The following is a 23,897-nucleotide window of genomic DNA, read 5'->3' as shown; positions in this document are numbered from 1 at the left end:
TTATAAGAAGAACGAACGCAAGATCGTAGCCGCTACAATTAGGAAGATACAAGCCCCAAACCAACTGGCAGCCGTTTTGCTGGTATCGGGGTCGCCACTACTAAACTTGTTATACACTTTCACCCCACCGATGAGTCCCACCACAGCCCCTATGGCATAGATGAGCTTGGTAGCTGGGTCAAAATACGAGGTAACCATACGAGTAGCTTCGTTGATACCTCCTACGCCATTGCCCTGCGCTAAGGCAAGGCTGCTAATACATAAAAATGCTGCTGAAAGCAGGATTTTGCTGAGTGATTTCATAAAATGTGTTTTTAAAATTCGGGGCAAAGGTAGGGGAATAGGAGATGAGGAGAATGAAAGTGGTAGGGTTTGGCTTAATATGGTTGTATATGGAAAAGTTTTTGTAATTTTGCAGGGTGAAATTTTAACAATTAAAGACTTTATGAAAATAACAATATTCTATTCATGGCAATCAACAACAGATCCAAAATATAATAAGATTTTTATTAAAACTTGTATAGAGAAAGCTACAAAAGAAATAAAAAAGAAAAATCCTTTTAAATCTATTGACTTTGAGTTACAAGAAGGAATAAATAAAAAGCCTGGCTCCCCATCTATCGCAGATACAATAATGGATGAGAGGATACCTAATGCTGATATTTTTATAGCAGATCTATCTATAGTGAATTATTTGCCATGTTGGAAAAGAATTTTAAAATTAGAAAATAATAGAAAATCCTTTCTAAATAATAATGTCACTTTAGAATATGGAATTGCATATAATGCATTGGGAAAAGAAAGAATTATAGGTATAATAAACACTTCTTATGGTTCTTCAGATAAACTGCCCTTTGATATACAACATAGAAGATATCCTATTGAATACAAATATTCTAAAAAAGATAAGAATGAATCTGATATTAAAGAAGAATTAATTAACAACTTAAAGGTAGCGATAAGGGATATTATACAACATATTCTTGAAGAACAAAAAAATAAATATAGACCTTTCAAAACTTGGGAACAATGGAAAGATGAGATTAATATACAAAGTGAGTTTATAGAGAATAAGAAGACAAAAGAAATTAGAGATATTATAATGAAGGAAATTGATAATCCTAATAAATCACCAATTAGGATTACAGGTCTTTCAGGAATTGGAAAAACACGAATTTTATTTGAGATATTTAGAAAAATAGAAGGTGATGAAAAAACTATTCTACTCTCAAATAGAGTACTCTACTTAAATTATGATGATTTCTCAAATAATCATCTTGAAATTATTAATACGATAAATAGAGAAAAGTCAGACGCTATTTTAATTATAGATAATTGTAATGCAGATGGTTATGAAAAATTTATTAGAAATTTAAAAGGGTTCAAACTATCCTTAATTTCTATTGATTCAAATCCTGAAGAGAATTATGAAGATAGCCAATATATTAAAATTGGGAACGAAGATTTATTGGACTCCATAGAAGATATTATAAAGGCTAAATCAGACAATTTAGAACAAAGTACAATAGAAATAATTAAACAAATTTCACAAGGAGTACCTCTTATAGCTATTCTATTGTGTGAAAATATTGTAAATGGGAAACTAACGAAAGAACCAGATAACAAAGGATTATTAGATAAGATATTAGGTAAGAAGGGTGAAAAATGGAGGTATATTTTAGATTCTTGTTCTTTATTTAGGAAGGTTGGTTATGAAAATGAAAAGAAAGAACAATATAATTTTATTGTTACTAATGAAAATCTAACAATCTCTAATAATAATCATATTGTAAGACTTAAGGAATCTGAGGAAGCCGTCAAATATTATATTAAAAGAGGAATTTTTGAAAAAAGAGGTCGTTATTTATCTATAAGACCGTTCTTTTTGTCAGTTCTATTAGCAAGTAAATATTTGGAAAGTATCAGTTCAGAACATTTTCACAATATTATTAAAGATATACAAGATAAATTAGAAAAACCTCACAAAGAAGAACTTATGAACTATTTATCAGAACAAATTAGATATTTAGGATATAACACAGATATCAGAACAATCATTGATAATTTTGTAGGGGATAAATCTTATTTTGATAGTATAGAAGTTTTAAATACTGAGTTGGGTTCACGCCTCTTCCGTTCATTTGTAGAAGTGAATCCAGTAGCAATATCTGATAACCTTTATAGACAATTTAACAATAAAAAAACAGAAGAGCTATTAGAATTTAAAGAAGGAAGACGAAATATAATATGGACATTAGAAAAGCTATGCTTTGGTAAGGAAACGTTCGCTAATAGTACTAAAATATTGTATAGACTTGCGGTTGCAGAGAATGAGTCGTGGGCTAATAATGCAACAGGACAATTTCTGCAATTATTTCATATTTACTTAGCTGGGACAGAAGTTTCTCTAAAGGAGAGATTAAAGATTATCAAATGGGGGTTAGGTATGAAAGACGAAAAGTTTACCCAATTAGCTATTAAAGCAATGGCTTCTGGTTTAACAACTAACCATTTTGCAAGAATGAAAGGTGCAGAAAGGCAAGGAATAGATGAAATAAAAGATTATGTCCCTACATATGATGAAATATCAGAATACTATAAGAGTATATTAGATGAACTTATCAATCTTATTAGAAGTGAAGGTATATATATAGATGAAGTAAGTAAAATTATTGCTGATTCCATTAGAGGTTTGACTAACATAGGTTTGATAGCTATAGTACTACCATATATAGATGATGTTATCGCTATAAAAAAAGGAATTTGGCAAGAAGGATTAGATAGCATTAGAATGACCTTAGCTTTTGAAGGTAATAAAATATTAGAAGAACATAGAACGCACTTACAAAAGATTATAGAAGAATTATCAAAAGATTTTATGACTCGTTTTAGAAGTTATGATAAGTTCTATGATAAAAACTACTCTCTTGAAAAGTTTGAAGAGAAAGAAAAGGAACGAATGTATTCTTTAGCCGAGGTTTTTATGGAGTTTAAAGAAGTAGAGCAAAGAGAACTTCTATCTAAACTCTACAAAAGAGAGCGAGGGATCTATGTAATATATCAATCATATTTTGGCAAATCAATAAGTGATTTTTTTAATGATAATATAGATAAAAGTGAAAAATTTATTAATATATCATTATCAATAGCAGAAGAATTAGGCGAAGAATTGTTTGATTATTCAATTCTATTAGGCTTTATTGAGCAATCAGAAAGAGAAATTAAGAAATATTTTTATCAAAAAGTAGGAGAAAAATCGTATTTAAATTATCTTCTGTTTATTTTTGTTGCTAATGATGAGAAAGGAGTTGAGTACTTCGATCAATTATTTAAATTAATAGATAATCACCCTCAATTGTTTAGTTATTTAGGGCATTTAAAGTATAGGATGGCTTTACAAAAACTCAGTATACAAGAGATTGAATCTTTACAAAATAAGCTATTAAATTATGAGATACAGGGGTATATAATGATTTTTGAGCTATTAAGTTCTATTCGTACTCAAGATACTGAAAAACAAATTGTCATAGATGGTTTTTTGAAAGAGTGTATATATAAAATAGGAGTACAATGGAATAATAACATTGATAACTTTCAATATTTTAATCATATAAGAAGTATTCTTAAAAATGAAGAAAAAGATGAGAAATTATGTTCATTTGTTATAAATGATATTATCAATTATATAAACTGGGATACTGCATTTAGTTTGGAACCATATAGAAGCATATTTGAAATTGCATTGAGTGATTATTTTGATAGCACTTGGGCTATTATATCCTCTGCTATAATCAATGAGAATGATGGATATATGAAATTCTGGGGAATAAAGCAACTGTTGGGAGGATATGTTAGTAACATATATACAAAAAAAGATATATTATTTAACAATGATAATGTTGAAAAAATTATAGACTGGTGTAATAAAAATCAACCTATTGCACCTACTCTTATTGCTGAATTAGTTCCTATATATAACGAAGACCGAACTGAATGGAATCCTATTGCAAAAAGATTAATAGATGAATTTGGAAATATAAAAGAGGTTCTTGACAGATTAGGGGCTAATATGAATAGCTTCTCGTGGTCAGGTTCTATTGTACCCTTACTTGAATCTAATAAAAAATTACTTGAAAGTATTGTGGACAATAGTAATCCTATGGTTTCAGAATGGGCGCGACAGAATATAAACGAGTTAAGCAAGCGAATTATTCAAGAAAAAAAGAAAGATGAAGAGTATTTTATAACATAAAAGATCACACAAATTCCCTAATATCAAACTCCATTTTACTTTCCACGGTTTTAGGCAACGCCTTCTCCAAGAGCGCACTCACTTTAAGAGTTGCTTGGGGTAAGGCTTTTTCTATGGCTTCTAATAGACTAGTGCCCTCTACCTTTTGCAGTAGCTCTATGTTCTCGGTGGTAACCTCTTCTTTGTCCTCAGAGAGGAAAGTAGCTACTTTTTCCAAGTCCTCAAACGAAAGCCCCGTAGCAAAATCATTGTCCTCTTCCTCTGTTCGATAACTGCGTAAATCCTCTTCTTCATCTTCAAGGTCTATGGTAGGTTCCTCATCCCATTCTGTCAGAATATCCTGTTGCTCTTTTTCTGTTAAGGGGATAGCTGTAGGGACTACCTTTGCAGGAGGCACAAATCTACTTTCCCCCATTACCGAAGTTGAAGGAGCTGTTTTGGGTATAGGGGTAGCTTTAGGTTTGGGAGTTCTCTTTTTAGAAAGTGTTATAGGTATTTTGTCCGATAGCAACAGCAAAATCACCACGATAAGTAGTAAAATGATAATCTTTTCCATTGTTAAAATATAGGTTTGTATTTCTGTTCAAAACTCTGTGTAATTTCCTCTTGGTACTGCTCAAAATGCGCTTTAAGTACATTGTCCAAATAGTTGTATAGACTGATCTTGTCTTCTCCTATCACCTGTACAATACGGGCTATTCGCTGGTGAAACTCAGGGCGTATATACACCGATTTTCCTTCCCTTGCTGAAGTCTCTCCCTGCTCAAAAAAATAACTTTCATACTCATAGAGTTCTGCCTTTTTCTTTTTGGCAGGAGCTGGTTTCTGGGGTGCTTTCTCTGTCTCTATCGGAGCTGTAGCAATGGCAGAGGCAGGCGTGGGTTGCTTGCCTGCCATTAACTCCATTAGTTCGTTTTCGTCTATAGGTTTTGCTGTTTTCATATCTTTAGGGTTTATTGAATAATCTGTACCAACTCATTAATAAAGTCGTCCAAATGACAACCACTCATCAACTTCTCATCAGCAGGCATTAAAGTAGAACGGAATACCAATCGTTGGTTTTCTGTGCCGTCTTTTCTGAAACGCTTGCTATCAGATATGTAGGCTTGCATCAGGTTCAAACCTAAATCAGCGATCACTTGCTCATAAATCTTATACAAAGGTGACTTCTCTCTTCCATCTACCTGATTCCAAAACAAATGCACGCTTTTAATAGTACTTTCGGTATTCTTTGCGATGATATTGGAAAGTACCTCAGTAAAACTCAAAGTACTTTCAATTACTACTCTATCGGCAGTGATAGGAGAGAAAATGTGATGCATTTGTGCCAGCAAGGTCAATATTCCTGCGGTGTTTACTGTCCCTGGCATATCAAAAAGTATAACCTCTATAGGGAAAGGTGTCTCTGTGATAAGCTGTTGTGCCTTTTCAAGAGCTTCATTGGGCTTACATTGTATTATGGGGTATGCCTTTTTGTTTAGCTCACTAAACTGTCTATGAGCAGCTTTCTTAAAATGCTCGTTGTTCATCACTGTTTTGAGGTCTTGTTCTCGCATTCGGTGTAGGCTGTATTGTGGATAATCACAATCCATCACTGCTACATTGTAGCCCATTCGGTAGTGTAGCAAGCTGGCTACTAAGGTGGTAAAGGTACTTTTCCCTACCCCTCCTTTCTGGGTGGAAAAGCTAATGAATTTTGTCATAGATGTCATATATATGTGTTTAAATATGTTTGTAATTCAATAAGTATATAAGTGCATAGCTATTCAAATACAACTATCTGTATTTAAGTAATTATCTCTGTAACTATGCCGTTATATAAGTAATTAACTAATTATCTGATTGACTAATTACTTGCGTATGTACATACTTCTGTAGCTTTATAGCTTTGTAGCTACATAGCTACCTAATTGCATTTTTACATTCGTACATACTTGCTTTGGTATGCGGGTGCAAAGGAACATACAAATATACATATAGCCTTATGTAGGGTTGTAAATGGCTTTGTAAGGAAGTGATTGACTTTATGTTACATACAAATCCTTTGCTAAGAAATCACTTGTTTTGCACCCTGAAATCACTTTACCCGCTCGTAGTGTTAATTTCTCTCTTTATGGTTAATTAAAATTCGACCGTTAGGGAGAATTTTCTGTTCACCCGAACAGAGCAAGTTGTGTTTTGAGGCACGCATTAGGCGTGTAGGCACCTCAAAACCACTTGCCCTTGCAGGGAGCTTAAAACGCACTCCGAAGTCGTGTTTTTTTACTAACACTGAATTTATATGACCTTACAGAAAACAACTCACAAACGCTCCACAGGTAGAAATAAAAAGATAAACCCTGCTTCTTTTAGATATGTTTTTCGATTGAATGAAGAAGAAAACAATCAGTTTCTCTCGCTTTTCGAGCAATCAGGAATGAAAGTCAAAGCGCATTTTATCACCTCTTTGCTTTTTAACCGAGAGATAAAAGTGGTGAAAATTGATAAATCTGCTTTAGATTATTACACCAAACTCACTGAACTCTATGCGCAATTTCGTTTGGTAGGGGTGAATTACAATCAGATTGTAAAGATACTCTACCGTAATTTTTCGGAGAAGAAAGCGGCTGCTTACCTATATAAATTGGAGAAAGAAACTACCCAATTGATTGCTATCTGCAAACAAATATTAGAACTTTCGCAGCAAATGGAGCAAAAACTAAAGTAGTTTTTAAGAAGAAAACAGCAGTTTATGATAGCAAAAATACATCGAGGGGCGCAGCTGTTAGGAGTACTTTTGTACAATCACAACAAGGTAGCTAAAGGACAAGGTGAGGTGTTATACGCTCAAAAAGTGATACAACCTCTGCAAGGAAGTGTAGGCATTTCGGAAGTGTCTCGTTCTTTTGCGCCTTATCTCTATGCCAACATAAGGACAGAAAAACCTATCCTGCACATTTCCCTCAACCCCGATCCTAACGATAAGGTGAGTGATGAGACCTTTGTAAAGTTGGCTACTGACTATATGCAGCAAATGGGCTTTGGCGACCAACCTTTTGTGGTTTACAAACATTCGGATATCGAGCGCAAACACATTCACATCGTATCGCTGGGGATAGATGAAAACGGCAAGAAAATCCCTGATACTTTTGAAAAAATACGTTCAATGAAAGTATGCCGAGAGTTGGAAACGAAATACCAACTTATCCCTGCTATCACCAATGATTCACAGCTAACAGATGATGAGTTCTTGCCTTTGTCTAAATTAATACCCTTAGATTACCGACAAAACGACCTTAAAAAGGAGTTGGTACATATTGTAAAACAATTGCTAAAACACTATCATTTTGCCTCGTTAGGAGCATTTAACGCCTTGCTCAATCAGTTTAACATAGCCGTAGAAAAGGTAGAAGGCGAACTGCAAGGCGTTCCTAAAAAGGGCTTGGTGTATGTGGTATTGGATGAGAATGGTAACAAAGCAAGCCATCCTTTTAAAGCCTCCAAGCTCGGCAAAACACTCAGCTTACCTTATATCGAAAAACACTTGCAAAAGGAACACGAATACCTAAAAGGACAAGACACCATTTCCTTAAAGGCACATATCATCTTTGCCAAAGAAACAACTCATAGCAAAAGTGAATTTATTCAAAAACTAAAAGCTAAAGGTATTGAGGTTGTCTTTCGTGAAAACAAAGAGGGGAGAACCTACGGGGTAACCTTTATCGACCACAACAGCCGATGTGTGTATAATGGATCTCAGCAGGGGAAGGAGTTTTCTGCCAATGTTTTTCATCAGTGGCTAAAATCGTTAGAAGAGCCTGCTCCTGCTTTAACCTCTCAGGTAAATATGCCGGCTGTAACTCATTATGCAAGTAAAAATCACAACAATACTAATACTGTTGAAGAGGATACTTTTTCTGACACTTCTTGGACACATTACCAAGAGGATTTTGGCAAGGACTCAGCCTTAAATGCTTTCTTTACTCTTTTCTCTTTGGATGATCAAGGGGTAGATTACGAAGAAGAGGATTTTACCAGAAGAATGAAACGTGCTACTGCCAAACGGAGAAAAATGAAAAACAAATCTTAAGTGTAGCCAGCTCATTGGCTCAGCTAAGTATAAAATATTGACAAACACTAAAAACAGAAACAAATATGCAAAACGATGATGATTTAAGAGCATTAGCCAAGATTATGGCTTTTATGCGTGCAGTAAGTATTCTCATAGTACTAATGCACCTCTATTGGTATTGTTATGGCTTTTTCCAAGGCGAAAAGTGGATATTAGCCGTAGTAGATAGAATCCTGACCAACTTCCAACGAACAGCAGGACTGTTCTCTCACCCGCTATACACCAAATGCTTTGCCCTCCTGCTCTTAGCTTTGAGCTGTTTGGGCACAACAGGCGTAAAGAATGACAAAATTACTTGGCGAAAGATTTACATCGCTCTGGGAATAGGAGCTACTCTTTACTTTGGTAACTTTTGGATTTTGTACTTGCGACTTCCTGCTTCAGTGGTTGCCTTTTTTTATATCCTTACCCTATCTTTGGGCTACATAGCGCTCCTTATGGCAGGTTCGTGGATGAGTCGCTTGCTAAAAGACAATCTTTTAGACGATGTTTTTAACAATGAAAACGAGTCGTTTATGCAGGAAACTCGACTGATGAAAAACGAGTATTCTGTGAATTTGCCTACTTTGTTCTACTACCGCAAGAAGTGGAACAAAGGCTGGATCAATGTGGTAAATCCTTTTCGGGCGACCATAGTGCTGGGGACTCCTGGTTCTGGTAAATCTTATGCTATTGTGAACAACTACATCAAACAACAGATTGAAAAGGGTTTTGCAATGTACATCTACGACTTCAAGTTTGATGATCTCTCTACCATTGCCTACAATCACTTGCTAAAAAACTTAGACAAGTACAAGGTAAAGCCTAAGTTCTATGTGATAAACTTTGATGATCCTCGCCGTAGTCATCGTTGTAACCCTATCAACCCCAACTTTATGAGCGATATTTCCGATGCCTACGAGTCTGCTTATACCATTATGCTCAACCTTAACCGCTCGTGGATACAAAAGCAAGGGGATTTCTTTGTAGAGTCGCCTATCATTCTCTTGGCTGCTATTATTTGGTTTTTGAAGATTTACAAAGAGGGTAAGTACTGTACCTTTCCACACGCCATCGAGCTATTGAACAAGCCTTATGCTGATGTCTTTACCATTCTCACCTCGTATCCTGAACTTGAGAATTACCTATCGCCTTTTATGGATGCTTGGCAGGGAGGAGCACAAGACCAATTACAGGGACAAATAGCCTCAGCTAAAATACCACTTTCAAGGATGATTTCTCCGCAGCTCTATTGGGTAATGACAGGTGATGATTTTTCGTTGGATATCAATAATCCTAAAGAACCTAAAATCCTTTGTGTAGGCAACAATCCCGATAGGCAAAATATCTATTCAGCTGCCTTAGGTTTGTACAATTCACGTATTGTAAAACTCATCAACAAAAAAGGGCAACTCAAATCCTCTGTGATTATTGATGAGCTGCCAACGATATATTTTAGGGGATTGGATAACCTGATAGCCACTGCCAGAAGTAATAAAGTAGCAGTGTGTTTGGGCTTTCAAGATTTCTCACAACTTACCCGTGATTACGGAGATAAAGAAAGCAAGGTAATACAAAACACGGTAGGAAATATTTTCAGTGGTCAAGTAGTAGGGGAAACTGCTAAAACCCTTTCTGAACGTTTTGGAAAGGTATTGCAGAAAAGGCAATCTACTACGATTAACCGCAATGATACTTCCACCTCTATATCCACGCAGTTGGATAGTCTTATCCCTGCCAGCAAGATTGCCAACCTCACCCAAGGGATGTTCGTTGGGGCAGTCTCTGACAATTTTGATGAACGCATTGACCAGAAGATATTCCACGCACAGATAGTTGTAGACAACGCCAAAGTAGCCGAGGAGACCAAAGCCTACCAGAAAATCCCCGAAGTTCTCTCCTTTACCGATGCCAACGGCAACGACACCACCAAAGAACAAGTAGAAGCCAACTACCGCCAGATAAAGTTAGATGTCATTGAAATCATTGAACGCGAAAAGGAACGCATCGCCAACGACCCTGAGCTGAGGCATTTGGTGGAGAAAGAAGGAGAATAAACAAAAAAAGGCTATCTGCTTGAAAATTGGATAGCCATATTCTCTCAATAGCAAGGTTCATTTTTATTAAATAAGCAATGAGGAAAGCGAACATCTACGGAATCGCTTAATTGGTATGCCTTAATACTATCTATTTTTCCATTTTCATTGTAATATTTCCACTCGCCGTATTTATAGTGGTCCACAACTTTTCCTTCTTCTCTTATTTTACCTTCTTTATAGTAATAATCCTTCCAATAACCATTCCCATTTGTAAAATATGTCCGATATAATATTTGTCTATCTGTATTATATACTATATATTTTCCCGCCATTTTACTTTTCTTATAATAGATTTCTTTTAAAGGCATATCTGGATTTATTGTATATGTACCTTCTAAATATCCATTTATGATTTTAATATATTCAAGTTCAATTCTTTTATTATCTATATAAAACCATTTATATATATGATAGTCAGAAGGAACTATTGTATCATTTACGCGTAGGAATTTTCCGTTGCTATTAAAATAATAATCCCTAACAAAATGATCTACACTTATGTCATGCCCTGTAGCTCTCCTATCTATAATAATTACATATTCAGGAGGCAACCTATATATTATTATAGGTTTGCAAGCACAAAAGGTAAAAAAAAAACAGATATAATAATTTATTTTTTGGCATAATATTTCTTAGCTTCACTTTGCATTATATCAATCTGATATTTATTAAAAAACTTCTGATCATTGAGATCATAATCCATTATATTACTTGTTTTCTTCTGTATAAATTTATAAATGAAGTGATTTAAACTTTTAAAAAATTTGAGTAATCCAAATATTTTATGTAATATTGTGGTGAAAATCAAAAATATAACACATATATGGATTACTCGTTTGCAAAGATAGACAAAAATGATTTCACGACCAAATTTTTACCTTACATCCCTACTAATAAAAGAGGTTTTACATCTAAATTTAACATGTATGACATCTTTAGGTGTATTGTTCATAAAGCAAAAACAGGATGTCAATGGAAACACTTATTTGTTGATTTAGAATGTGTTAAATATCCTTTTTCATGGCAAACTGTTTATTATTATCACTCAAAATGGATAAAAGCAGGAGTTTATGAAAAGGCTTTTTTTGCCATTCTGATAGAATATCAATTGCTATTGGACATTGAGAAATTGAACCTCGATGGCACTCATACATTAGTGAAAAAGGCAACTGAGAGTGCTAAATACCAACATCGCAAGAAAAGAAGAACTTCTAATGTTCTTGTTCTGACCGATGGGCGAGGATACCCTATAGGAATAGGAGATATTATTAGTGGAAATCATAATGATCTGTATGATATAATAGGTCAATTTTCTAAGATAATGAATCAAATAAAAAATGTGGTATTTGTGTAGAAAATAGTTATCTAAACGCTGATAAAGGGTTTGATTGTAAGAAACTTAGAAGAGCTATTCATCGTAGAAAGATGTTTCCTAATATCAAAGAGAATCCTAGAAATTGCAAAGGAAACAAACGAGGTAAAAAGCGTTTTTTTGATGAAAAGGTTTACAAAAAAAGATTTGTAAATGAACGTTCTTTTGCCTAGATTGATAGTTTTAGAACTCTACTCATTCGATTTGATGTATTAGATTCTCATTGGTTAAATTGGCATTATCTTGCCTTTGCATTGGTCTTACTAAAAGTTTAAATGAGTTTAATATGATATTTTCTAATACCTATTTTAACTAAACTACAGTATAAATAACTAATACTTAATCCAAAATCTCTTTTCTTTCATACATTATCTCTTTTTTATTATATACAATAATTTTCTTAATATAATTTTTATTCTCATCTAATATGAACTCAACTAATGCGATTAAATCTCTATCGTAAATTAAGCCATTATCGCTAATTTCTTCGGTATCATTCAAGTTAATTCTCCTATACCACCATCTTTTAGCATAAAAAAAGCAATATATCTCTGCTCTTTTCTTTTTCGCAATAGATGAAATATAACTATTATCAACAAAATCTTCTATTTCATATGCTACCTTGCTATAATCCTTATGGGTATAGTTTTTTATTTCATAGTAGAAATAATTAAACTTGTAAGATGAGTTTTCATTCATAATCTGTAAAATTCTAGCATTGTAAGATTTATCCATTTCGGATATTTTGATATTTTTACTACAAGAAAAAAACAGAAAAGAAATAATAAAATATACAAGATAATTCATAGCAATATTTTTTCAGAGTTTTCAACTTTAGTAATAAAAGGTACATAACCTCTAAAATGTTGCAATACAAACCATTCCCAAAAAATATTGTGGTCCCAAGCAATCCAAGGACTTGGAGCTCTTTTTTTCTCTAAATCAGGGTAGTCTAAGCCAAAATGATCAAAGTAAATAAAATTTAAAGTTAAATAAGTGTACTTATGGTTTGGACTCCAAGGATAAATCACTTCTTTAATTTCTTTTATCCATATTTCATACGCCCAAATATCATTTAGCATAATTCCTAATCCACTCATTTTGTCTGGGAATCTAGGACTATCAATTTCTTTGTCAACCAGTTTTTTATATAATATTCCTTCGCCATCATTTGTTATTTTCATATTTGAAACAGCATAGTCAATTGTTAAAAACTTTTTTATTTCTTCTTTGACCTCATTTATTACAGCATTTTTGAAATTAATATGATTTGAGTGTTTATTTACTTCTATATCTAATCGCTTATCTGAAAACTCATATGTGTTACTTTTGTTAGTTTTCATTGTATCAACCATTTTTTTTGCAACATCTTCTAAAACTCCTTTAGAATAATATTCTATATCACTTTTAAAGTCCTCAAATAATTTTTTACTCGTTTTTTTACAAAATTCGCTTATTTTCCGAACTACTTTATTAGCTCTAGCCAAGGCAAAAGCCTTATTTTGGGTATGATTAAAGTTTTCTATATAAATCTGTTTCCATAGTTTTTCAAACCCTTTTTCATCTTCAGTATAATCACCATACATCAAATCCAAGTGAGGCTTCCCCTCCATATTTTTTCCCTTTCTTCTTTTACCTCTAAGAATCAAAATATCTTTATACAGAACTTTTTCATTTATTTTTCCTCCTTCATAAGCCCCTACAATGGTTTGAGGGCTTGTCCATTCATTTTTACCACCTGCACTGAAAGTTAAATCACCTCCAAAGGTATGAAATTCTATATCTCCATCACTTGAGATGTTCATTGTTCCTTTTACAATTCTTGTTCTCATAGTATTATCTTTTAGCCTTGATTATTATATTCTCCACTCTTCTTTTTAAGAGAGGTAGCAGAATTTATTTTCATATTGTTAGAGCTATCTACAATAGTCTCTTTTGCTGTATATTGGCTACCTCCTTTTGAATGGCTATGTAAATCCCCCTCAATCACCTCAGTTAAAGCACCATTTACATATACAAACATATCTCCACAACTATCACTTCTCTTAGCCTTTCCAGCCGTTTCAGTGATATTTACATTAGCATCAAAATCAATACTATCACTTGCCTTTAAATTGATGTTCTTAGCTGTGATATTAATAGTCTCAGGAGCAGAAATCTCAATGTTTTTGCCTTGAGTATCCAACTTAATCACATTGCCATTCTTATCAGTAAGCAAGATGCTCTCATCTTCGGTAAAGATGAGCTTATGTCCACTTTTGGTATGAATCGCCTTTACGCGGTTATCAGCATTGTGATACCCACTTTTTGCCTCACCATTATAATGCGCTCCAAGCACAAACGGACGTTCGGCATTACCTCCTTCAAAATCCACTAATACCTCTTCACCTACTTCTGGGATAAGGAAGAATCTTATTTAAAGTGTCTTTTATTCTATCATTTAAATAAAGTAATTCCAATTTATAAGTGGTATCCTTATCTCTTTCTATCCATATACCCTCTTTTTTGTTATTTATATAGATACCTTCTGTGTAAATATTGAAAAAGGGAATATCTTCTTTCCATAATTTTTCTTTTTGGTTATTTACATACATTCCTTTTTTTAAAATATAGCCTTCAATATCCCATTCTTCCCAATATCCTTCTTTTTTACCACTTATATATGACCCTCTTCCTAATGGTTCTATCCAATAGCCTTCCTTTTTTTCTTCTGAACTTACATAGCCTTTACCATAGAATTTAATAAATTTATTATACTTTGTAGTGAAAATAAAGTTATAAGGATACATTATTTTTTGTCTATAATCTATACATTGATAATATCCATTAATTTTATCATTTACAAAATTAATATACAAAATGGTATCATTATTTTGTGTGATAATTTTAAAAGGACCATTAAATTTTCCTTTCTTTAAAGAAAAAGAGAAGCCAAATTTTGGATAAGAAAAAATACCTGTTTCCTTCTTTTTAATTTTATTGTCTACATTTTCTTGTATTTTTAATACATTTAAAAGTTTATCATAAATTATTTTTTCTCCACAAGACAATAATGTTACACATACAAAAAAAATAAATAAAAATTTACATCTATATATGTTTGAATTCATTATATAATTTTTTTATAATCTCAAATTGATATTCATAGAAACAATATTGGATACTGCTATAATCCATTATGTTATCAGTTATGTTATTTCTTTCCATTTTCCCTTCAGCGTTTATCTTAAATGGATTTTCAAAAAAAATAGAGTTGTAATCCTTCATTTTTTCTAAAAATAATTTCATTTTTTTATTTTGTGAATTAGAAATAATTCTATCCAATATTTCTGTATCATTAAAAGTATGCCAAAGTCCAACTTTATGTCCCATTTCATGTAATAAACTGTTTTGAGAAAAATCATAAGTCATCAATGAAAAACTTTCAACCATTTCGTATATTACAGCAGCACTTGTATCTACTGGTTTTATAGGACTAATGAATACTAAGACATAATTTTTTAATTGCTCTTCTTCTATTCCTCTTGATTTACAATAGAATTCACGAATAAGTTTATGATATGTACCTGATTTACCATTATTTATTTTACTTTTGTCTTCAGAAATACAAGCTGCAAGTTTATTTTCATCTTCTAATGATAGTAACATATCTTCTATCTCACATTCTTCTGAAAAAACAATACCTAACCTACAATAACTAGTCTCAACCATAGCTTTATGAAATTCCTTGAGATACTGATTTTCATTATTATTTTCTGATTTTATACGTTCATAATTACTGTTATATACTTGAGTATTAAAAATTTCTCTTTTATTTAAAATTCTATCAGTATCTTCTAAAGAAGTTCTGACAATTTTAATGTATTTAAACTTTCTCTTAGATTTAATTACTGTGTTATTAGGTTTTACTACAATAACTCCTACAACTTTATTTTTAGTATTTAAGAATTTTATCTCTTTTTCTTCTTCAAAAATAGCTTTGCTTTTAATTATAAAATTATGTAGTATAATTGTATTATTTGATGTGTCTAAATTAAACATTTCAGTATCATTAATCTTTTGAATTGTATTTTTGAATGCATATTTTAATTCAAAAGTAGTGTTATTTATTCTCTTTCCATCATTTGTGAATCCAGCATCAAATATGGTATTGTCATATTCTAGTAAAATTTTCTCTTTTTTGATCTTATTAATGTCATTAGATACTACACAGATAGGTATAATTGTATTCCTTTCTGTCTCTTGATCTTGATTATTTATGATTCTTAAAATAGCAGGATAGTAATAAGTTTGATTATTAAGTTTAATTGATTTGTAAAAAGACATAAATTCGTTCTTATTCTTTGTACATTTACTGAATAAATTTTCTATTCGATGTTCCTTAGTAAAAGGCTCAAAATTCCATTCAATGTTATAGTTTAAGCTATATTCTTCATTATTAGAGATAAAAGCATGAATGATAAAATTCATATTATTTTCATCCTTTTTTTCCAAAAAATTCTCAACATCAATAGGTTCATAAGCCCCTATAATAGTTTGAGGACTTGTCCATTCATTTTTACCACCTGCACTGAAAGTTAAATCACCTCCAAAGGTATGAAATTCTATATCTCCATCACTTGAGATGTTCATTGTTCCTTTTACAATTCTTGTTCTCATAGTATTATCTTTTAGCTTTGATTATTATATTCTCCACTCTTCTTTTTAAGAGAGGTAGCAGAATTTACTTTCATATTGTTAGCACTATCTACAATAGTCTCTTTCGCTGTATATTGGCTTCCTCCTTTTGAATGGCTATTTAGATCCCCCTCAATCACCTCAGTTAAAGCTCCATTCACATACACAAACATATCCCCACCAATATCACTTCTCTTAGCCTTTCCAGCCGTTTCAGTGATATTAACATTAGCATCAAAATCAATACTATCGCTTGCTTTTAGGTTGATGTTTTTAGCCGTAATATTAATAGTCTCAGGCGCAGAAATTTCTATATTCTTACCCTGAGTATCCAACTTAATCACATTGCCATTCTTATCGGTAAGCAGGATGCTCTCATCTTCGGTAAAGATGAGCTTATGTCCACTTTTGGTATGAATCGCCTTTACACGGTTATCAGCATTGTGATATCCACTCTTTGCCTCACCGTTATAATGTGCCCCAAGCACAAAAGGACGCTCAGCATTACCTCCTTCAAAATCCACTAATACCTCTTCATATTTTTATCAATCTTTCTCTATTTTAGCAAGTTGTTTTTCATAAACAACCCAATCAGAACAAGCTTTTTTCCCTTTTTCATTTTTCATTGTATGATAGGTTATAGTAGCTCTTATTTTTATTTTAGCTTCAGGTGTATTTTCTAATATGATTATTTTTATTTTTGCAATCCCATTCCATTTCCTCTCTATTAAATCTTTTCATCATTGTCTTACGGCTTCCGAGGCAAAACTTCGTGTGCAGCGATTTGCTCATCAGCATTAGAAGCTGCCAACTCAAAAATTATATCACGGCTCTGTAAAGATATAATCAAGGTTTTTATAATTCTCCCCAAATGCTGCTTTATATCTTTTTGCGTTCTCTTGTTTTGAAATCTGTTTTCCAGAAATTGCATCTATAAAATAATATAGATCACAATTTCTTTCTGAACAAACTATCAGATGACTATCCTCTTCTTTTTTTTGTTTTTCTTTTTTTGCTAATTCTATATATTTCTCTAAACATTTATCTTCTGGGTAACCATCTTTTATCACAACTTTCCACACATTAGTTTCTTGTACATAATATAATTGAAATCCAAAATAATTTGTTCCTCTAATATCAACAATTCTACCTTTTCCAGTTTTAAGGTTGATATGTCCTTTCTTTTCCAAGAATTGTAAAATATAAGGATATTTAATTTTCTTGAATTTCTTATCTTCATCTACAATTCTTTTAACGCCTTTTTTATTGTAATAAACAGATTTTCCGATAAGTACATTTTCTCCTATAAAATGCTTGATGCTTTTAATTTTTCCATTCGGATAATAATCTTTACGGCGTGTTATAAAAGAAGGGGAGGGCAAACTTTCCTCTATATATCCCCCTTCTTCTTTGTCAAAATCTATATCATAAACTCTGCACCCTTCTTTCATATATATATCTCTCAATAATACCCCTCTTTTATGTTCAAGCTCTTTAGCGAGCTTAAAATCAAACGTTTCATTTTTAGGTTGTGCTATTACATAGGAAGCATACAAATATAGTAATACTAAAAATACTCTCATAATTGCTCATTAATTATTCTATTTAATATTTCTTTTATTGCGGGGTTTATTAATTTCCATTGCCATTGATAGAGAGCAACTCCATTGTTCTGATAATCCATCACATTATCTGTTTGTTGCCCTTTATAAATAAAGTCATCACTATTCTTTTCAAAAGTATGATCTAACCCAATACTATGCAAAACTTCGTGTGCAGCGATTTGCTCATCAGCATTAGAAGCTGCCAACTCAAAAATTATATCAAGGTTCTGTAAAGATATAATCAAGTTTTTCATCGTTTTCACCAAACGCTGCTCTATATCTTTTTGCGTACTCTTGTTTTGAAATCTGTTTTCCAGAAATTGCATCTATAAAATAATGTAGATCACAATTTCTATATGAACAAACTATCAGATGATCCTCTTCTCTTTTTTGTTTTTCTTTTTTTGCTAATTCTATATATTTCTCTTTTTTTGCTAATTCTATATATTTCTCTAAACATTTATCTTCTGGGTAACCATCTTTTATGATAGCCTCCCACATATTCATTTCTTCTACATAAAGTAATTGAAATCCAAAATAATTTGTTCCTCTAATATCAACAATTCTACCTTTTCCAGTTTTAAGGTTGATATGTCCTTTCTTTTCCAAGAATTGTAAAATATAAGGATATTTAATTTTCTTGAATTTCTTATCTTCATCTACAATTCTTTTAACGCCTTTTTTATTGTAATAAACAGATTTTCCGATAAGTACATTTTCTCCTATAAAATGCTTGATGCTTTTAATTTTTCCATTCGGATAATAATCTTTACGGCGTGTTATAAAAGAAGGGGAGGGCAAACTTTCCTCTATATATCCCCCTTCTTCTTTGTCAAAATCTATATCATAAACTCTGCACCCTTCTTTCATATATATATCTTTCAATAATCCCCCTCTTTTATGTTCAAGCTCTTTAGCGAGCTTAAAATCAAACGTTTCATTTTTAGGTTGTGCTATTACATAGGAAGCATACAAATATAGTAATACTAAAAATACTCTCATAATTGCTCATTAATTATTCTATTTAATATTTCTTTTATTGCGGGGTTTATTAATTTCCATTGCCATTGATAGAGAGCAACTCCTTTGTTTAGATAATCCATCACATTATCTGTTTGTTGCCCTTTATAAATAAAGTCATCACTATTCTTTTCAAAAGTATGATCTAACCCAATACTATGCAAAACTTCGTGTGCAGCAGTTCGCTCATCAGCGTTTAACAAGCAAAAAGAGTACTTATTCCTATCATCTGTGAAACCCGCATTTTTTTCTGATCTCTCTCCTACAAGAAAAATTTTATAATAATCATTGTATTTATCTTTAAATTTCTCATTATAAAACTTCAATATATGATTTTCAAAAGTTCCCATATTCATATTCATATTCTTTAAATAATATATTCTATCTTCTTTGTTAAAATAAGTACATTCCTCTTTAAACTTTTTGTTCTCTTCCTTATTTTTATACTTACAAACTAAATTTTCATAAGTGATTTTAGGGTCTATCATTGCCTGATTAAGGAAGTTTCTCAGAGATTCTTCCCCACCCACAAGTTTTCCTTTTTTATCACTAATACTTGTTTCGGTATAGATTATAACAATTTTAATTTCTCTTCTAACTTTATAAGAATTAGGGAGGATAAGCATTGCGCCACACAATTTGCCGTCCGCTTTTACTAATAACTTTTGAGGAGTATCAAATTCTTTATTACAACAAATTGTAAAACAATCCTTCTTTAGATAATTTAGATTCCCATTTTCTAAACTTATTTTATTAAGATCTAACTTAGGTCTCTCTAATGTTAAATATCCTTTATCCTCTACAAAAGAATTTTCAAATTCAAAAGTAATATTTTTAGCTTTCTCTTTTCCTTCAAATTTTAAACTAAATGTAGCTTTTCGCCCTTTCCATAATGTTAATATAGGGACAACATAGAAAGGTAATTCCTTTGCAGGATTCTTCCAAGTGATTTTAAACCGAGAGAAAGTTCTAGTCAGCCTATTAAACATTTCTTTGTCTTTTATAAACTTATAACTATAATAATCCTCCGGCGTTACATTCACAGGTGTACCATATTCTTCTACGTTCTTAGGTGTTCCACAGCTATCTATTTCACCCCCAGAATTGGGAATGGGGATATAATATCTACCCAGTATACAGTACAACGGGTTATCTCCGCTTCTCCCTGTATCTCCTGTTCGTATCCAATCAAAACCGTATTCTCCTTTCCAGTTTGAATGAGGTCTAAATTCTACAAGACATTTACTTTTTACTATTGGTATAGAGGTTTTATTTGGCAACTCCATTGGCTCATAATCTCCTACGATAGTTTGAGGACTTGTCCATTCATTTTTACCACCTGCTCTGAAAGTTAAATCACCTCCAAAGGTATGAAATTCTATATCTCCATCACTTGAGATATGCATTGTTCCTTTTACAATTCTTGTTCTCATACTATTATCTTTTAGCCTTGAGCACTATATTCTCCACTCTTCTTTTTAAGGGATGTAGCAGAATTAACTTTCATATTGTTAGAGCTATCTACAATAGTCTCTTTCGCTGTATATTGGCTTCCTCCTTTTGAATGGCTATGTAGATCTCCCTCAATCACCTCAGTTAAAGCACCATTTACATACACAAACATATCTCCACAAATATCACTTCTCTTAGCCTTTCCAGCCGTTTCAGTGATATTAACATTAGCATCAAAATCAATACTATCGCTTGCTTTTAGGTTGATGTTCTTAGCCGTAATATTAATAGTCTCAGGCGCAGAAATTTCTATATTCTTACCCTGAGTATCCAACTTAATTACATTGCCATTCTTGTCAGTAAGCAAGATGCTCTCATCTTCGGTAAAGATGAGCTTATGTCCACTTTTCGTATGAATTGCCTTTACGCGATTATCAGCATTGTGATACCCACTCTTTGCCTCACCATTGTAATGTGCCCCCAGCACAAAAGGACGTTCTGCATTACCTCCTTCAAAATCCACTAATACCTCTTCTCCTACCTCAGGGATAAAATAAAAGCCTTTACCCCCTCCTGTATAGGGTTGCACTACACGTATCCAAGGGGTCATTTCATTGCGTTTTGCCTGCCATAAGAATTGCACGCGTACACGTCCCATTCCTAAAGGATCGTTGTTGTCTTTTACAATTGCTGGTTGCTGCTCTGAGTGCGGAAAAGCATTCTCATCAAAATCAGCAGGGGTACGCATCATCGGGATTCCCTCAAAGGAATTGTAATACTCCATACCACTATGATAGTGCGATATTTTTATGACCCTATAAGTCTCCATTGCTCGGGCATTGATGTCAGTAAGACACGCAAAGGTATTCATCCTGAGACGTGGGTCACGGCTTTGTCCCTTTACTTTGAGCAACAATTCGCGTTTGTCTTTCTCTAAGCGTACTACATCCTCTAAATCTACACTTGATTGCTCTAATGAAGTAGCCGAGTGATATTTTTGAGGTATTTTTTTGTAGATTTTTTTAGAAGCATTCTTTGCATCGGTTTGTATAGGGTTATTCTTATACTCATTAGCAGCATCTCGTGAGTCATTATTTTCAGATGTTCCTTGATGTATATTGTAGTTTATATACTGAAAATCCTGTGGTTTTACCTCTAAGAAGAACTCTTCATCGATCAGGTTCAGGTTCTCACCCAAATCAATGGTCTCTTGGAGTTTATTACCAAAGATAAGTTTACTGCCATCATAATAAAAATATTCCCCATAATACTTAGCCAAACGACAAATAAAGTCGTAGTCAGACTCTTGGTATTGTACCGTATAAGGAAGCGTCCTTGTGGTATTCACCCCTGCTGAGGTATCCACTTTTGCGGACTCATCATATTCCTCAGTAGCTGCGGCAACGATTTCTTGTAGTGTTTTATTCTCATAAGATTGGCATTCCTTACCGCTATCTAAGAGGATGCTTGGTGCATTTCCTGAGATATAGAGCGTACCATAACCACCCCCTGTTTTTCGCTTACAGTGAATCTTAGTGATAATCCCTGAGAAGTGTTGCACCACCTTGCCATACTGATAAAACTTAATGGTAAGAGGATCGCCAAGCAGATCGCGAGAGTGCTCCATAATGTATTCGTGGAACTTATCAAATGAGTCCTCTGGGGTTTCAATGGTAAAGGTATCGTGCTGGCAGTTGTATTGGTGTAGCTCCACTTTATAGCTTTCTGTAGCCAAGAAGTCTTTACCATTAGAACTCAGTAAGCAGTAGACCACAGGATTGGTCTTATCGTTAAGAAACTCTGTAAAACTTTTTAATTTGAAATCTTTTAACTCCATAAAAAATGCTCTTTAAGATATTAGTATTAGTAATTTAAAATAGCTTTATCCTCTCCACATCTTATTGTGAGCTACCCCACCTACATCAAATCCTTGTGCGATGAGTCGTATTTCTATCTGCAAAGGCTCAGTGCCTTGTGCATCAAAATGTTCCTTGTATTTAATACAAAAGGCTTTTTTGAAAAGCACTTCTTGGAGCTTACTCATAGCATCTCTACGGTAAAAAATAATTTTACCATCTTTAGTTTGGTTGTGGTCTAACATCCAATTGAGCAGTTCAGGTGTTCCTGTGCTCTCTACTCTAATGTATATTTCTCCACCATAAGGCATTCCCTTTGGTTTACCTGTTTCATCAATGTTCTGAGTGAAATCGTATTCACACTCCAAAACATTGTAAGTCTTATCATCTAATTCTAATTTTGCAAGAAATGACATAATCTAATCTTTTTATTTTTGAGTTGTTCTATTAATACTTTGTATCTTTATCTATTGTGTAGTTGTAGAAAGAGCAGGTATGAACTGCTCACACCTGCTCTCTATACTTCTAAACCCATTCGTTCTCAAACGCACCTGTGCCCATCTCTATCTTACGAGCAGAGATTGTGAAGGATTCTGTCAGAGGTTTTTGTCCTGAAGCCTCAAAATTCTCTCTGTGCTTTACCAAATACCCCTCAGTAAATTTGAGTTCTTTAAGCGTTGCCTCGCTATCTCGTTTTAAGAAGACGATACTGCCGTCTTTTCTCTCAAATGAATTAACCATCCACTCGAAAAACTCAGGCGACTCAGTGCCTTCAATCTCTATGTCAATCTTACCACCTCGGGCAACACTTGACGGTCTTCCTGTTGCGTCTGTCTCTTGGAACAACGCGTAGCTCACTTTAAGGATGTTAAACTCCTTACCTGCTACTTTTAATTTTGCCTTAAAAGCCATAAATATTCCTTTTTAAAAATTAATAATGAAATGTTTACTTCTCTCAGCACCTACACCCACTCATTGACGTGTTTGCCTGTACCAAGCTCAATCTCTTTAGCTGAAAGCGTAAAGGTTTCTTTAAGAGGTTGATTTCCTGTCGCATCAAAATCTTCTTGGTACTTAACAATATAAGCCTCTTTAAACTTCAACTCTTTTAAAGTCGCTTCACTGTCTCGTTTTAAGAAGACAATACTCCCATCCTTTCTTTCAAAAGAATTGGTCATCCACTCAAAGAGGTCGGTATCTCCTGTGCTTTCCACAGTGATGTGGATCTTTCCTCCTCTTGAGATACTTGATGGTCTGCCTGACGCATCGGTTTCCTGTAACATTCCGTAGTCTACGGAAAGAATGTTGCGCTCTTTACCCGCAACCACTAATTTTGCTTTAAATGCCATGTTAAATATATTTTAAAATTTAAATACTCAATACTACCAACTATGGAAAATATATTTTGCCTTCTTTCTCTCCTTACTATCTATTAATTTTCAATTGGCTTTTATTAGTTTATCATCTTAATTACA

The 23,897-nt window shown here is 33.1% G+C and carries 25 protein-coding genes; 5 read left to right on the top strand and 20 right to left on the bottom strand.

Annotated elements, in window-relative coordinates; translation table 11 throughout:
* Complete coding sequence (locus I7X29_RS12850) at positions 1-303, bottom strand: DUF4134 domain-containing protein (protein WP_198475203.1); 303 nt, start codon at positions 301-303, stop codon at positions 1-3.
* 79 nt (positions 304-382) lie between these two features.
* Here I7X29_RS12850 and I7X29_RS12845 point away from each other — a divergent pair, with 79 nt between their 5' ends.
* Positions 383-4,252, top strand: coding sequence for a hypothetical protein (locus I7X29_RS12845; RefSeq protein ID WP_225883751.1), 3,870 nt, complete (start codon positions 383-385; stop codon positions 4,250-4,252).
* Positions 4,253-4,256: 4 nt separating this feature from the next.
* On the opposite strand, the gene I7X29_RS12840 is transcribed toward I7X29_RS12845, so the two are convergent.
* The 4 genes from I7X29_RS12840 to I7X29_RS15505 form a co-directional block, all read right to left on the bottom strand.
* Entirely contained in the window at positions 4,257-4,808 is a 552-nt protein-coding gene (locus I7X29_RS12840; RefSeq protein WP_198475199.1) for a hypothetical protein, read from the bottom strand.
* A gap of 2 nt (positions 4,809-4,810) precedes the next feature.
* A complete protein-coding gene (locus tag I7X29_RS12835) occupies positions 4,811-5,194 on the bottom strand; it encodes a DUF3408 domain-containing protein (protein WP_198475197.1) in 384 nt (127 codons plus the stop codon).
* A gap of 11 nt (positions 5,195-5,205) precedes the next feature.
* Entirely contained in the window at positions 5,206-5,964 is a 759-nt protein-coding gene (locus tag I7X29_RS12830) for a ParA family protein (RefSeq protein ID WP_198475195.1), read from the bottom strand.
* A 386-nt stretch (positions 5,965-6,350) separates the two neighbouring features.
* Positions 6,351-6,524, bottom strand: coding sequence for a hypothetical protein (locus I7X29_RS15505; RefSeq protein WP_225883750.1), 174 nt, complete (start codon positions 6,522-6,524; stop codon positions 6,351-6,353).
* A 9-nt stretch (positions 6,525-6,533) separates the two neighbouring features.
* Between I7X29_RS15505 and mobA the strand changes: the two genes are divergently transcribed.
* From mobA to mobC, 3 genes are all read left to right on the top strand, one after another.
* The gene (gene mobA, locus I7X29_RS12825) at positions 6,534-6,959 is read left to right on the top strand and encodes a conjugal transfer protein MobA (RefSeq protein ID WP_009750760.1); all 426 of its coding nucleotides are present in this window, start codon (positions 6,534-6,536) and stop codon (positions 6,957-6,959) included.
* A 24-nt stretch (positions 6,960-6,983) separates the two neighbouring features.
* Positions 6,984-8,321, top strand: coding sequence for a conjugal transfer protein MobB (gene mobB / locus I7X29_RS12820; protein WP_198475193.1), 1,338 nt, complete (start codon positions 6,984-6,986; stop codon positions 8,319-8,321).
* A gap of 65 nt (positions 8,322-8,386) precedes the next feature.
* Positions 8,387-10,399, top strand: coding sequence for a conjugal transfer protein MobC (gene mobC / locus I7X29_RS12815; protein ID WP_198475190.1), 2,013 nt, complete (start codon positions 8,387-8,389; stop codon positions 10,397-10,399).
* A gap of 44 nt (positions 10,400-10,443) precedes the next feature.
* On the opposite strand, the gene I7X29_RS12810 is transcribed toward mobC, so the two are convergent.
* Complete coding sequence (locus I7X29_RS12810) at positions 10,444-10,992, bottom strand: toxin-antitoxin system YwqK family antitoxin (RefSeq protein ID WP_198475188.1); 549 nt, start codon at positions 10,990-10,992, stop codon at positions 10,444-10,446.
* 272 nt (positions 10,993-11,264) lie between these two features.
* Between I7X29_RS12810 and I7X29_RS12805 the strand changes: the two genes are divergently transcribed.
* The gene (locus I7X29_RS12805) at positions 11,265-11,795 is read left to right on the top strand and encodes a transposase (protein WP_198475186.1); all 531 of its coding nucleotides are present in this window, start codon (positions 11,265-11,267) and stop codon (positions 11,793-11,795) included.
* A 357-nt stretch (positions 11,796-12,152) separates the two neighbouring features.
* Here the strand turns inward: I7X29_RS12805 and I7X29_RS12800 are convergent, their stop codons facing one another.
* The 14 genes from I7X29_RS12800 to tssD (I7X29_RS12735) all read right to left on the bottom strand — a co-directional run bounded on the left by I7X29_RS12800 (position 12,153) and on the right by tssD (I7X29_RS12735) (position 23,771).
* Positions 12,153-12,620: a hypothetical protein gene (locus I7X29_RS12800; protein WP_198475184.1), complete on the bottom strand. Its 468-nt coding sequence runs from the start codon at positions 12,618-12,620 to the stop codon at positions 12,153-12,155.
* Positions 12,617-13,645, bottom strand: a complete 1,029-nt coding sequence (locus I7X29_RS12795) for a DUF3289 family protein (protein WP_198475182.1) — start codon at positions 13,643-13,645, stop codon at positions 12,617-12,619. The genes I7X29_RS12800 and I7X29_RS12795 overlap by 4 nt, the downstream gene beginning before the upstream one ends.
* An 11-nt stretch (positions 13,646-13,656) precedes the next feature.
* Positions 13,657-14,187, bottom strand: a complete 531-nt coding sequence (locus tag I7X29_RS12790) for a hypothetical protein (RefSeq protein ID WP_317191539.1) — start codon at positions 14,185-14,187, stop codon at positions 13,657-13,659.
* 10 nt (positions 14,188-14,197) lie between these two features.
* On the bottom strand, positions 14,198-14,923 hold the full coding sequence (locus I7X29_RS12785; RefSeq protein ID WP_198475180.1) for a toxin-antitoxin system YwqK family antitoxin: 726 nt from the start codon (positions 14,921-14,923) through the stop codon (positions 14,198-14,200).
* The gene (locus I7X29_RS12780; protein WP_198475179.1) at positions 14,904-16,472 is read right to left on the bottom strand and encodes a hypothetical protein; all 1,569 of its coding nucleotides are present in this window, start codon (positions 16,470-16,472) and stop codon (positions 14,904-14,906) included. The genes I7X29_RS12785 and I7X29_RS12780 overlap by 20 nt, the downstream gene beginning before the upstream one ends.
* 11 nt (positions 16,473-16,483) lie before the next feature.
* Entirely contained in the window at positions 16,484-17,014 is a 531-nt protein-coding gene (locus I7X29_RS12775) for a hypothetical protein (protein ID WP_317191538.1), read from the bottom strand.
* 300 nt (positions 17,015-17,314) lie between these two features.
* Positions 17,315-18,073 (bottom strand): hypothetical protein, encoded by a 759-nt coding sequence (locus I7X29_RS12770; RefSeq protein WP_198475177.1) that lies wholly within the window; start codon positions 18,071-18,073, stop codon positions 17,315-17,317.
* Positions 18,070-18,348, bottom strand: a complete 279-nt coding sequence (locus tag I7X29_RS12765; RefSeq protein ID WP_225883749.1) for a zinc metalloprotease — start codon at positions 18,346-18,348, stop codon at positions 18,070-18,072. The genes I7X29_RS12770 and I7X29_RS12765 overlap by 4 nt, the downstream gene beginning before the upstream one ends.
* Entirely contained in the window at positions 18,314-19,096 is a 783-nt protein-coding gene (locus I7X29_RS12760) for a hypothetical protein (RefSeq protein WP_198475175.1), read from the bottom strand. The genes I7X29_RS12765 and I7X29_RS12760 overlap by 35 nt, the downstream gene beginning before the upstream one ends.
* Positions 19,093-20,547, bottom strand: a complete 1,455-nt coding sequence (locus I7X29_RS15500) for a zinc metalloprotease (protein WP_225883748.1) — start codon at positions 20,545-20,547, stop codon at positions 19,093-19,095. The genes I7X29_RS12760 and I7X29_RS15500 overlap by 4 nt, the downstream gene beginning before the upstream one ends.
* Positions 20,548-20,558: 11 nt before the next feature.
* Positions 20,559-22,403, bottom strand: coding sequence for a type VI secretion system Vgr family protein (locus I7X29_RS12750; protein WP_225883747.1), 1,845 nt, complete (start codon positions 22,401-22,403; stop codon positions 20,559-20,561).
* 45 nt (positions 22,404-22,448) lie between these two features.
* Entirely contained in the window at positions 22,449-22,838 is a 390-nt protein-coding gene (tssD, locus tag I7X29_RS12745; protein WP_198475173.1) for a type VI secretion system tube protein TssD, read from the bottom strand.
* Between the two features lie 109 nt (positions 22,839-22,947).
* Complete coding sequence (tssD, locus tag I7X29_RS12740) at positions 22,948-23,334, bottom strand: type VI secretion system tube protein TssD (protein ID WP_009744733.1); 387 nt, start codon at positions 23,332-23,334, stop codon at positions 22,948-22,950.
* A 50-nt stretch (positions 23,335-23,384) separates the two neighbouring features.
* Complete coding sequence (tssD, locus tag I7X29_RS12735) at positions 23,385-23,771, bottom strand: type VI secretion system tube protein TssD (RefSeq protein WP_009412188.1); 387 nt, start codon at positions 23,769-23,771, stop codon at positions 23,385-23,387.
* Positions 23,772-23,897: the final 126 nt, after the last annotated feature.

This window comes from Capnocytophaga periodontitidis, from assembly GCF_016126015.1.
GTDB classification, from domain to species: Bacteria; Bacteroidota; Bacteroidia; order Flavobacteriales; family Flavobacteriaceae; genus Capnocytophaga; species Capnocytophaga periodontitidis.
The sequence above is the reverse complement of the archived record's forward strand: the minus strand, read 5'-3'. Positions and strand labels throughout refer to the sequence as shown.